Annotated in this window: 9 protein-coding genes; all 9 read right to left on the bottom strand. The window is 61.9% G+C overall.

What is annotated here, in order from left to right; genetic code table 11:
* Nucleotides 1-4 precede the first annotated feature (4 nt).
* A complete protein-coding gene (locus IPG63_11195) occupies nucleotides 5-376 on the bottom strand; it encodes a hypothetical protein (GenBank protein MBK6727812.1) in 372 nt (123 codons plus the stop codon).
* Nucleotides 343-3,738 carry a pre-peptidase C-terminal domain-containing protein gene (locus IPG63_11190; GenBank protein ID MBK6727811.1) on the bottom strand — a complete coding sequence of 1,132 codons (3,396 nt, stop codon included), beginning with the start codon at nucleotides 3,736-3,738 and terminating at the stop codon, nucleotides 343-345. The genes IPG63_11195 and IPG63_11190 overlap by 34 nt, the downstream gene beginning before the upstream one ends.
* 12 nt (nucleotides 3,739-3,750) lie before the next feature.
* Entirely contained in the window at nucleotides 3,751-4,308 is a 558-nt protein-coding gene (locus IPG63_11185) for a hypothetical protein (protein ID MBK6727810.1), read from the bottom strand.
* Nucleotides 4,305-5,339: a PilW family protein gene (locus IPG63_11180; GenBank protein ID MBK6727809.1), complete on the bottom strand. Its 1,035-nt coding sequence runs from the start codon at nucleotides 5,337-5,339 to the stop codon at nucleotides 4,305-4,307. Before IPG63_11180 ends, IPG63_11185 begins: the two co-directional genes overlap by 4 nt.
* Complete coding sequence (gene pilV, locus IPG63_11175) at nucleotides 5,336-5,800, bottom strand: type IV pilus modification protein PilV (GenBank protein MBK6727808.1); 465 nt, start codon at nucleotides 5,798-5,800, stop codon at nucleotides 5,336-5,338. Before pilV ends, IPG63_11180 begins: the two co-directional genes overlap by 4 nt.
* 14 nt (nucleotides 5,801-5,814) lie before the next feature.
* Nucleotides 5,815-6,432 carry a GspH/FimT family pseudopilin gene (locus tag IPG63_11170; GenBank protein MBK6727807.1) on the bottom strand — a complete coding sequence of 206 codons (618 nt, stop codon included), beginning with the start codon at nucleotides 6,430-6,432 and terminating at the stop codon, nucleotides 5,815-5,817.
* A 130-nt stretch (nucleotides 6,433-6,562) separates the two neighbouring features.
* The gene (locus tag IPG63_11165; protein MBK6727806.1) at nucleotides 6,563-7,933 is read right to left on the bottom strand and encodes an LOG family protein; all 1,371 of its coding nucleotides are present in this window, start codon (nucleotides 7,931-7,933) and stop codon (nucleotides 6,563-6,565) included.
* A 47-nt stretch (nucleotides 7,934-7,980) separates the two neighbouring features.
* Nucleotides 7,981-9,015 carry a cyclic nucleotide-binding domain-containing protein gene (locus tag IPG63_11160; protein ID MBK6727805.1) on the bottom strand — a complete coding sequence of 345 codons (1,035 nt, stop codon included), beginning with the start codon at nucleotides 9,013-9,015 and terminating at the stop codon, nucleotides 7,981-7,983.
* A gap of 139 nt (nucleotides 9,016-9,154) precedes the next feature.
* On the bottom strand, nucleotides 9,155-12,400 hold the full coding sequence (locus tag IPG63_11155; GenBank protein ID MBK6727804.1) for a TonB-dependent receptor: 3,246 nt from the start codon (nucleotides 12,398-12,400) through the stop codon (nucleotides 9,155-9,157).
* Nucleotides 12,401-12,614: the final 214 nt, after the last annotated feature.

The following is a 12,614-nucleotide window of genomic DNA, read 5'->3' as shown; positions in this document are numbered from 1 at the left end:
AGTCTTACTCTTTGATCAACTCACGCCAAGAAATGCGTCCCCGGTTCGCAGGGTTGTTGATGCCGACTTCCTGTGCGCCAACCGGCTTGGGTTGAAAGAGCGTATCCGAGATGATCAAGCCTTGTCCTGGAGAACTGCTCGTGCCGACCGAACCAACGCCTACGGCACTGCTGCCACTACCGAGAACGTCGTCGTCGAATTCGCCATCGCCATCGACATCGAAGAAGTTTTCCGAGACGCTGGTGCCCGTGAATGCATCCAGCGCGTTGATATAACCGCGACCATCAACCACGCAGCCGTCGGCGATGGGGATGTAGCTGGATACCAGCAGTGTCTTGCCGATCAGCACCGTATCGGTGAGGATGCGCTCACCCAACTTGGTTGCCAGGGGCGGTTCCACCAGATCGATGAACCAGCCCTTTTGCCCGCGGGAAGATCTGCGTTCGGCTCGAAACCGCGGACAACGTTACCGTCAACCGCACCAATCGAGACAATATTTCGCTGCTGCAGGTTTGCCGCACGTGCTCCGATGGTCGTCAGCTCATCCTTGATTCCGTACCAAGTTTGCACCTTTGTGTTTGCCGTTCCGTCGACGTTGTACAAGTCATCGGAGTTGAGCAAACGCCCGGTGCCGAAGAACACCCATGCATTGCCGTCAACCGGGCTGATTCCGATCTCCGGGGCGCCGGTGATCGGTTGCGCGTTGCCAGCAGAGTCTTTGGCCGAGTGCAAGATCTTGCGGCTCGCAGCAGTCAACCAGTTGCTCGGCGAGGTGGAGCTGACATCAAAACGCCAGAGGTTCCCCAGCAAATCACCGGCATAGACCGTGTCGACGTCGTCGTCGCCGTCGCTGTCCCAACCGATGGGCGCAGAAAGCCCATTTGGCGCGGCTGCGCTACCCACGCCGGTGTCGATTTCGGCGATAACAGCTCCGTTCGTCATGTTGAGCACGTAGAGCACAGCCTTGTCATTCGTACTGTTGGGCCCATTCGCCACGAAAACCGCTGTCGAACCGTCGTTTGCCTTGGCGATGAACGGCCGACCCAGCACATTGCCCATCAAATCGTGCGCGGTAGGATTGAAGTCCCAAAGCACGTGGCTCGCATCGATGTTCGTTGGATCCGTCACGTCCAGCCCGAACACCCCCTTTCCGCCGCGCCCCAACGCGCCAACCAAATAGGCCTTGTCGTCGGCGTTCGACGCGCGCTCCGCGACGAACACAGGGCCATCTACGAAATAGGCGTGGGCATAGCTGTCTGACGACAGCGAACGCAGCGCTGCGAGATCGACACCTCCGGGAACGTAGGCGAATTGCTCTTCGCCTGTGGCGCCGCTGAAAGCGTGCAACATGCCATCGTTGGCACCCACGAAAATCGTGTTGGAGTCGACGGAGAAAAAGGGCGAACTGAGGACGATGTCACCGAGCAGGTGCGAGCGGTCCCGGAAACTGCCGCCATGGGCGATTTCCTGACTCTGATCACCGCGCAGATAGTCGGTCACTCCGGCATCGACCGCATTCAAGTAACTCGCCTGCGCGGTCGTCGGAAAATCTGCACCCGCAGTACCGTCCCAAGTCAGGAGTGTGCGAGAACCGGGGGCAGGTATGTGCTCCGAGGCCGACCACGCTGGAGTCAGAGCCGCTCCCGTGTCTGTCACGTCGTAGGCGTCCACTTCGCCAACCCAGCGATTCGAGGTAAACCTCGCCTGGAACAGCAGAGTGTCGGTGCCAAGTGTTGCACTGTTGGCGGACAGATTGGAGTTGGACGCGGTGCGCTCAACGACAGCTGATAGGGCCGAGCGCAGTGCTTGAGCGAACGCCTGCGGATTCGTCGCGGCGACAAACTTGCCGCGACCGTTGACCGCGGCGTGCCAGAGGTCGTCGATTTTCGCCGGATCGGAACTGCCAGGATCCGGCCAATTCAAGGTACCTGCCTCCAGCGCCGGTAGATCCGAATCCTCGAGATCGCCACGCAGGCCGAGAGAGATGCCGAAGGTGACCATATGCTGCCAAAACGCCGGATCGGCATTGGAGGTCGGCACCTCGTTGTCCAAGGTTGTGCGCAAGTCCTTCTTCCAGAAGTTCATCGCCACATCGGCAAGCGTATTCTCAGCAGCCGCCAAGTAGGGTCGAACTGGACTGTAAGTGTACGAAGCGGAGTTCGGCCCAGTAATTGTGGTCCCTGCATCCTCGTCGCCGCTCATGCCGGTGAACCCGCCGTCTCCGTTCCAATAGCCATCGGTCGTCAGGATCGCGAAGTTCTGGCGACAGGCCAACTCGGATACGCCCGTTCCCTTGTAGGGATTGCCGGCGCCGGACTCTGAGTAGTAGTTGCCCAGACGCTGGAGTGCACTGCGCAACGGCGTGCCCCCATTGTCATCCATTGAAAAGAGGCTGTTGAACCAATTGGTACGATTACTCGTCACCGGAGAGGTTCGATCACGGAACAGACCGCCATCGGAGTCGACCGGAATCCTAAAGGGGATCGAACCCAAACCGGCCATGCCGACACGGAAATCGCCACCCAACTCGGAAAACGCGCGCGACGCACCAGCCTTGGCGGCCTTCATGCGGGTGCGGTGGAACGACCACCAGTTCGCGTAGTTCTGGCGTTCATCGGCCTCGCTGCGGCCGGTGGGGGTCGCGTAGCTGCAGTGCCGCCAGCCCCACCCGCTGGTGGTCGTTGCGCAGCCAACGCTGGCGACGCCGGTTTCCGGGTCACCCGTCGTGTACTCCACCCGGAGCGTGACATTCGAAAAAGTATTGCTGTTGGCGTTGTTGGCGGCGCGCACGCCGACATACCAGTTACCTGCAGCTGGGTTGGCAATCGTGATGGTCTCGTTGCTGCTGCTACCGCTCGCCCGTTGCGTGTAGGTTCCAGTCGTCGGCAATGCCCCGAAGCGAAGATACAGGTTGGCGTCGGCGTCACCGCCCGTCAACCGGACGGTAAGGCTCGCCACGCTCGCCGGCAAAGTGAATGCCGCGGAACGACCGGAGGCCACGTTCGCAGGCGCCGTCACGCCGGTACCGCCGCCGTTGGTCCAATTGTTCCTGGTCGCCGACAGGCCGTTCTGCGTGTACAACACCGTCGTCGTCGAATTGACTTCGTCGCGCTCGCTCCGCACAAGGCTGCCGGAGTTGGTGAACTGATAGCGGTAGTACTGCGTCACGTCGTTCAGGTTGGTCGCGCCGGCTTTCGGCACGAGAAAGTAGGGCGTATACCCGTACAACGAGGTCGTACCGGTCGCCCCACCGACGTGGCTGCCGTCCGTCCAAACGGCGCTGTAGGGCGTGCTGGCCATCGGTGCACCGCTCGCCTGCATCCACGGCTGGTAAATAACGTTCGGGTTGTACGACAGCGTGTTGTAGGTGTAGGTGCGGAAGGAGACGTCGGGGATGTTGTCGGAGTCGAAATCGTAGACGTTGGTCGTGTTGCTGAGCTCACGCGTGCCATCCGGACCGCCGATCGGTATGGTGTCCCCATCGTCGGTGGTGCTCAAGCCTCCGCCACCCAGCGAGATGTCGTAATTCGGTAGACTGCGATAACCCATCGAACCCGAGGTATCGAGGGCCAGCACCACATTCGGAGGCACCGACGCCCCGGATTGCAACGGTTTGTTCGGAATGACGATACCGGCTTGAGCGGGACCCACGACGCTCAGCGCAACTACGGCACTGATCGCGGTTCGACGCATCAGACGCTCGATTGCGGATTCGCGGAGGACGGCAATCTGGTTCATTTTGCACCTCGTTCAGTAAGCAGCGACATGAGCTTGCAACAACACACGCGCACGATCGGCCTCGCTGCTGCGCGCGGTAACACGGTATCGCGGCGACTCGCACTGCGCGTTCTTCGGTTTTTTCTTGCTACAGCCGGTAGAATTCTCACCCATGCCCATGTGCTCGACCAGAAACTCGGGAGCAACGGCGATGCCCCCCGTGCCCGAATTATCAACCCCAAGAGCAGAGCTAGATTCGCGCCACGCGATCGCCGTATCCTCCCAACGCATCACATCCCCAGCGATGAGATCTGAACGCAAACCGCACAATCCGGCACTGCAGCCAGCCCCCGCGGCCGGCAACGGTGTCTTCGCCTTGAGGAGCGCCTCCCCCTCACGCAACCCAGTTTCGGCAGCTTGGAAAGCGAGGCTGCGGTCGTATATGCCAGCACTCATACGCTCGCCCATCGCCGTTCCTCGCATGCTGGACACGCCCATCCAGGTCATCACCAGCAGAAGGATGAGCACGACCACAAGCGCCGCGCCGCGCTGACGACCGTATCGAATAAAACGGGGCACAGACGGCTTCATTTGTTTCGACTCCTCAATGCGACGGTGTGTTGAACACACCGATAGACCCGCCCATCACTCGGTGGGGTATAACCGGTGTGACAGGTATCCAGAGATGGCTGTGGCACGCCGGTTGCTGCTACGCGTTCCGAACCGGCGAGGATGAGCGAAATCCGGGCACCGGTCACAGCAGACCAATCGGAAACTCCAGATGCGGAATTGTCATTGGCGGGACGGTAGCTGGCCGATGGTGGGGTCAAGTAACGGACCTGCATATCAACCACGCCTTCAACCACTTCCTCAGGGGCGGCAATGGAGGATCCTCGCAATGAGACGCGGAACAACGAGTTTCCACCACGGCCGTTGGCAGCGACGTACCATCGGGTCGCCTGTAGCCGGACCAGCGTCGAGTTATCGGGAAACTGGTACACCTCGCCCACCGGGGTACAGAGCGGAGGAACCTTGAAGCCCAGCCCCCTGCTGCAGTTCCCTGGAGTACCGGAGTTGTTGTGAATCACCGTCGCGCCGCCGCCACCCGTCATCTGGAAAATCGCGCCCTGGCTGTAGTTGCACGCCATCAGGATGTCATTCGCTACGAACCCATGAGTCGCGGGCGTCACGCCGAAAGTCGCGGTGCCCGTGACATGACTCGTTACATAGGCGGCGCCCGACGAGCCGGAAACAGTCTGTATGGCATCGGTTCCCGCCACGCTGCCGGACAATGCGCCGTTGTCGTGGCCTACGATGCCGCTGGCCCAGCTATTCCACCAGGAACTGCCGGCGCCGTTCAACACATTAGTGACTGGAATGTGACGCGAACACGGAACCGTTCCCGCCTCGCGCAGATCGCGCGCCATCAGCTCAAATGCGACTCTCGCGTTTTCCTGGGATCGAGACAGGCTTTCCGAGGCGGCATATGTGCGGCTGAAGGACAAGAACATGCTCACTGCCGCCCCGGTGATGAGCAGCCCGAGAACGATCGAAATCATCAGTTCGACCAGACTGAGACCTGCGACGGCGTGACGATCGAAAATGCGGTGGACACCCTTCATAGCAAGCTCCGAGTGTGCAGTTCCTGCGCCGCAGAGCCACCGCTTCCGCCTTCGTCGTTCCACCGAATGGAGACCTCACAAACGCCGCTAGTACAGGAGATACCTCCACAAGCACCGGCACCCATGGTCGTCTGGATCGCGGAGACCCAAGCGTTGAGGTCGTTCGAAATCAAGGTGCTGCCAGCCAGCGGCACCGAGCAACCTGTCGCGGGCAAAGCCAGCGTATACCCGGGGGATATCCGCGCAGCTTCCACATTCGCGCGCATCGCCTCGGTGATGGAGTAGGCCAACAAGATGGCTTGGCTGCGCTGGAACGCACTCTGGCTGTTGCGCAATGAAATAGCCTGCATTGCGGCCACGCCAAGCATGCCGGTTGACAACACCAACACCGCGATCATGACCTCAAACAGACTCGATCCCGTCTGCCTGACTCGATTTCTGGATGGACGAATACGCTTCATGACATCTCCTGCGATCAAGAATTCGCGGGGGCTGCGCAGGCGCCCGCAGCATTGCTACGAGCCACGGAGACGCGTGAACCGCCAGAAATGGCCACGTCTCGAGCGTTTTGCGGCGGGGTGGTCGTCGGCACGCACACCCGGACCTTAGCGACCAGCAAGGCACCGCTTGATGCACGCGCCAAGCCATCCGCCCGGAACACGATGCTGTTGGACCCCGATGAAATCAATGGACTCGGCACAACGACGGCGGGCGCGTTCACGGTCGTTGCGCGCAGCACCACATCCGTACCATTGACGTTGCCGTTGGCATCGACATCGACGAACGCCAGCCAGCCACCCCAGTTACCGGCGCTGGTCGTACACGACGGTGCCGCCGTGTCGGCGTTCTCGCTGCGACACACCACGGTGCGCTCACCGCGACGAAACGCTTCCATGCGCGCCAGTTGCAGCGTGGACACAATTTCATTTGCGGGCCCGGATACGCGCGAAGAATTGATTGTCGACTGAAAGCTGGGCAGCGCCAAAGCCACGAGAATGGCGGCTATAATCACCGTGACGATCAGCTCCAGCAGCGTGACGCCTGCCTGTCGCGAGCGACTTGGTGCGATTGCAAGGGCGAGTAAAGTCCGCATGGCGTTGAGTCACCGGTTTTTCGACAGTTCTTACGCTAGCTGTGCCGCAATTCCCGGGCAAGAGTGGACCGACGAACGGGGACTCCGCCCGGTCAACGGCGAGGCGAGGCACCACGCATCGGGAACTCCGTCACGAAACAACCCGGTAGCACGGCTGATAGCCCGAGCCGCCGGGAAGTTTCATGCGTTGCTGCGCGACGAAGGCGGCGAGCAGGCGGTCGAGGGCGGTCATGATTTCGGGTTCGCCGTGGATCTCGAAGGGGCCGTGCTGCTCGATCGCTTGGATGCCCTCTTCCTTGACGTTGCCGGCGACGATGCCGGAAAACGCGCGGCGCAGCTCGGCGGCGAGTACGTGGGTGTCCTGGTCGCGGTCCAGCTTGAGACTGGCCATGTTGGCGTGGGTGGGTTTGAACGGCTGCTGCAGGGCGTCGTCGATCTTCAGCGACCAGTTGAAGAAGAACGCGTCCTTTTCGGTGATGCGGTTGCGACGCACCTTCTCGATCCCGGAGTTGACGACCGTGGCAACTTCGCCGGGATCGTCGATGATGATCCTGTACTTGGCGGCGGCGGCCTCACCCAGCGCGAGCTTCAGGAAAGCGTCGATCTGCTCGAAATAGGCTGCGGATTCCTTCGGGCCGGTCAGGATCATCGGCAGCGGGATCGCCGCATTCTCCGGATGCAGCAAAATGCCGAGCAGGTACAGGATCTCCTCGGCCGTGCCGACACCGCCCGGGAACACCACGATCGCATGCGCCACGCGCACGAAGGCTTCGAGTCGCTTCTCGATGTCGGGCATGATCACCAGATGGTTGACGATCGGATTCGGCGACTCGGCAGCGATGATGCCAGGCTCGGTGATGCCGATGTAGCGGTTGGTGCGCCGTCGCTGCTTGGCGTGGCCGATGGTGGCGCCCTTCATCGGGCCCTTCATCGCTCCCGGGCCGCAGCCGGTGCAGATGTCGAGACCGCGCAGACCTAGCTGATAGCCGACCTTCTTGGTGTACTCGTACTCGTCGCGCTTGATCGAGTGGCCACCCCAGCACACGACCAGATTCGGGTCCAGATGCGGGCGCAGGATGCGCGCATTGCGCAGGATCTCGAACACGGCGTTGGTGATGCCGTTCGACTCCTCCAGATTGAAGCGGCCAGACTGGATGTCACTGGCGACGTAGGCGATGTCGCGCACGACCGCGAACAGCAGTTCGCTGACGCCACGGATGATCTCGCCCTCGACGAAGGCCTCGCCCGGCGCGTTCAGCAACTCCAGCTTGACGCCGCGGTCCTGCTGGTGCACTTGGATATCGAAATCGGGGTAACGCTCGAGCAACGCACGCGGGTCGTCGGAGGTGGAGCCGCTGGAGAGCACCGCGAGCGCACAGCGACGCATCAACTGGTGCAGTCCACCGTGGCTGGCGTCGCGCAGGCGGCCAACTTCCTGGCGCGACAGCATGTCCATTCCGCCCATCGGCGAAATGCGGGCATTCAAGGTAACTGGGGACATCTTGGGGTGGTTCCTCTGATCAGGGCGCGACCGCGCCGGATGCCGGGTCAGTCCGACTCGGTCATCAATTCCGCAGGCACGCCGCCTGCAACGAGAAGTGCGTCGAAACCTCGTTCGCACAACAAGTACGTGGCCGAAGCGCTACGCCGGCCCGAATCGCAATAGACGGCGCAGGGCCTGCGCACGTCGAGTTGCACTGCCAGTTCACGAAGGTGCGCAAGCGGCAGGTTGATCGCTCCCGGCACATGGCCTAGCGCAAACTCTCCGGCCAGGCGCACGTCGATCAGTTGATGCGCAGCGGTCAACTCCTCGAGCGTCATCTGCGAAAGCACGGGCGCCTTCAGCAGTCGCTCGAAGTCCTGGGCCGCGATTTTCATCACCGCGATCTCGGTAAGCGCCCGCACCGTCGCGTTGCGCGGATTGCCGGAAAGCAGTGCCTCCTCGCCAAAGCCACGACCGACGCCAAGGAGCGAAACCTCCTGCTCGTTCATGCCATCGACGTCCTGCTGCACTACCTGCACGCGGCCCTCTGTCAGGATGAAATAGCTGTCGCCATGCTCGCCCTGCTGGATCACGACATCACCGGCCGCGAACCGCGCCGACTGCATGCACGCGAACAGCTGCGCGATGTTGCCCGGCGGGATACGGTGGAATGCATGGTTCTGCAGCAGCGCCGTCATCCAGTCCTGGGGCTCGTCTTCGCGGCCGCTGGAACCGTGGTCGGTGACCACCAGCCCGCCGGTCTGCGACCAGGTCAGGATCAGGTCCAGATGTTCGCGATCGACGATCAACACCTGCGCGGTCTTCAGGCAGGTGGCGGTCACTGCGCGGCGCAGGCCTGCAGCCAGTGCATTGCGCGCTTCCGGCGTGTCTCCGCGGACGACCCTCGCATGCGCACCGTCGAACAACTCGATCTCGCCGGAGATCAGGAACGGCACCGTCTGCGCCGACTCGCCCCGGGAGAACAGGATCTGTCCGGGCTGGTAGGTACCAACACGCGCGTACTTCGCCAGTTCGGCGCGATCGGTCGGCAGCAGCGCGCCGAGCGGAACGAAGTTCTTGAAGAGGCTGATGTTGACCATTCCGCTGGTCAGATCTTGGATTGATGCCGTCGAGGCGGGCACAGAGAATTCCGCAGAAATCGGGCCTGGTCAAGGCGGCGCCCGAAAAAACGGCGGCCCGCACAAGGCGGGCCGCCGCGATTTGCCGCAAGCGCTACGCTCAGAACTCGTAACGGAAACCGACCTGCACGGACCAGCGCGACTGGCCCACTTCGTCACGCGTGCGCATCGTCGGCACGCGGGTGAACTGGTAGATGTAGCGGCCGTTGGCATCCACACCGGCCATGCGCGCGACCTGCATGAAGCCCGGGAAGCCCACTTCCTCGACCATGCCCCAGTCCTTGTTCAGCAGGTTCCCGAAGTTGACGATGTCCAGGAAGATCTCGGACTTGTTGTCGCCAAAGAAGCCGGGGAGATCCTGGGCGATATGCACGTCGACCTGATTGACCCAGGGCATGTTGTCGCTGAAGCGCTCCACCACCTGGCCGCGATGCGAGTTCAGGTAATCGTTGCCCTCCACGTAGGCCCAGAACGCGGCCTCCTGCTGGGCGGCCGTGATGGTGGTGCCGCCGGTAGCCACATCGGTGAACACGACATCGCCCGGACCCGTGGGCACGTAGAACAGGTCGTTGTTGGTGCTGCGACCGTCACCGTTGGCATCACCCGCAAAGGTGTAGCTGAACGGCAGTCCCGAACGGCTCTCGAAGAACATGCCGAAGGTGGTGTCGAGGTCGCCGAAGAAGTCGTTCTTGTACGACAGGTACGCGCTAAACCGGTCCTTGATCGCGTAAGCCGCCTTGCCCGCCACTTCTTCGTTGATGTTGAAGATCGGGTTGGTGCGGAAGTTGGTCTCGGCCTGCGAACTGGTACCGGTCTGCACCTCGGTCGCCTCGGTGTAGGTGTAGGCGACCTTGGCGTACCAATGATCCTCGATCGGCTTCTCCAGGCTCACCACCGCCTGGCGACCACTGCCCTTGGTGGTGTTGTCGAGCAGAACGACGTCGCCAAAGGCCGGGTTGGCGCCGAAGCGCTGGAACGCACCCAAGTTGGTGATCTGTGCGCGCGTGGTCGCGTTGGTGAAGGTGTTGGCGTTGGTGTCGCGCCAGTAATGGTAGCGGCCGTCCGGCAACACGCCGCGGGCCGGACCCATGTTCAGGTGCTCGTAGTAGATCGCCGATTCGACCTCGGTGAACAGCACCTCGGCCGACGCAACAAGGCCCCACCACGGCAGTTCGTGATCGAACGCCAGGTTGCCCTTCCACACGGTGGGCTGCTGGAAGTCGGGCGAGAGGATATCGACGACCTGGCGGCCGGTGGACGGATTGCACGGCGCCGGGCACAGCGGGTGATCCGGATCCCCGGTGAAGCCACCCTGGTTGCGCAGCGAAACCTCGAAGAAGTTGAGACCATCGTTCGAGAACGAGTTCGACAGCCACACGCCTGGGGTCGAACCCTGGAACAGGCCGAACCCGCCGCGCAGCTGCGTCGGGCGCTCGCTGTCGAAGGTGTAGTTGAAGCCGACGCGCGGCTGCACCACCGAGTTGCCGTCGATGGTGCCGTCGTTGCGCAGGCCGAAGGTGTTGTACACCGACTGATTGAACTGCGGACGATCGCCAGTGTTCGGGATATCGACGCGGACGCCGTAGTTGATCGACAGGTTGTAGTTGTACGCCCAGGTGTCCTGCAGGAACAGGCCGAGGTTGTCGAGGGTCCAGTCGGCCGCGCGGGATTCGAGAATGCCGTTGGTCGGCAGACGCACCGAGTAGGTGGCGAAGTTGCCGGCGGCGAATTCGGCGACGCTACTGAAGGTGTACAGACCGTAGGCGTCGCGCCCGAACAGGTTGTAGATGTCGTTGCGCTTCCAGTCGGCGCCGAACTTGATCGTGTGGTCGCCGGCGTAGTAGTCCGCAGCGAGATACGCGGTGGTGGTCTCGGGGGTCAGGAAGTTGGCCTGGCGGAACTGTTCGGTGCCCAGCGTGACCTGGTCCCCGGAAGCGACGCGGATCGCGACCTGCGGCGCGCGCGAATTGACGATCGGGCTACCGTCGTACTCGGAATAGGACACCGAGAACTCGGTCGACAGGCTGTCGGTCCAGTCGCTGTACAGATGGCCGACGTAGCTCTCGAAAGTTGCAGCGTTGTAGTACCAGTAGGAACTGAACGAGTAGTCGCTGGCACTCAGGCGACCGGCAGTGAGCTGCTCTCCCTCGGTTTTGTTGTAGCGGAACGAAGCGCGGTGCGCATCGCTGATGTTCCAGTCAAGCTTGGCCAGGATCTTCTGATCGGTGTTGTCGGCGTTTGCGCCGCCGGTGGCGCCGACATCAATGCCGTAGCCGCTGGCGATGCTCTCGATCTGGTTGAGTTCATCTTGCGTCACGTCGACGATGACGGTCGCGCCCGAGCCGATTGGCCCGACGTTCGAGCTCGGACTGCCGCGCTCGAATTCCTCATAGGCAACGAAGAAGAACAGCGTGTCCTGGATGATCGGGCCACCGAAGGTCAGCCCGTAGGTGATGTCCTGCTCATAGGAGGTGAACTGGGTTTCGCCTTGGGTCGCGCGGTCGCGGCCCACGGTCTGCTGCGGCGCCACCGGCGTGATGTCGCCGAACCAGTCGCCGTCGCGGTACAGGCCATAGACGGTGCCATGGAACTCGTTGGTGCCACTCTTGGTGACCGCGTCGATGCTGGCGCCGACGAAGTCGGACTTGGTCACGTCGTAGCTGGAAATCGTGATGTTGAACTCGTCGATGGTGTCCATCGAGATGGCGTTGTTGAGCGACGGCGAACCGCTGTCGTTCAAGCCGAACTCGTCATTCGAGGGCACGCCATCGATGTTGATCGCGTTATAGCGGCGATTTTGTCCGCCGGCGGAGATGGAGCCGCCACGGTCCTTGTCGATCTGCACGATGCGCGGGTCCAGGCGAGCAATGTCCTGGATGTTGCGACTGATGGTCGGTGCGTTCTCGATCTGCTCCCGGTTGAAGTTCGAACCGGTGCCGGTGTTGTCGGAGGAGAAGATGGTGTTCGAGGCGGTGGCTACGACTTCGACCGTTTCCAGGTCTGTCGCGCCGTCGTCCATGGTCAGGTTGACGGTCGAGACTTCGGCCAGCACCAGATAGACGTCGTCCTTCTTGATCGCTTCGAGGCCGGTCTTGTTCGCCGAGACCGAGTATGGCCCGCCGACACGCAGTCCGCGCGAAACGTAGCGGCCATCGGCATCCGTGGTGACCGACTTGCGGGCGCCAGTAGGCGCGTGGACGATTTCCACGGTCGCGTTGGCGACCGGAGCACCGGTCTCGTCAACGATACGACCGGAAACCGCTGCGGACGTGTTCTGGGCAGCCACCGGCATGGCCGCGGCCAGACCGAGCAGGATGGCCATGGAGAGCGCACTACGCTTTGTCATATTTGCACCTTGTTTTAACAACGGAAGAAAGCACCACCAACAACCATGCGCGCGAACCGATGCGCAAGGGCCGGCGATGCGGCGCTGCGTACCCACCCTCGCGCGGCGCGATCCGGGGGTTAACCGAAGTTTAACAGTGCCCAATGACAGATTTGTAACTCACTGACGTGACACATTTTTTTAACAACATTCGGCGCCGTACTCAATCCTCCTT

It is taken from the genome of Lysobacterales bacterium, assembly GCA_016703225.1.
GTDB lineage: Bacteria > Pseudomonadota > Gammaproteobacteria > Xanthomonadales > Ahniellaceae > JADKHK01.
Note: the sequence above shows the minus strand (reverse complement) of the source record. Positions and strands in the feature narration are given on the sequence as shown.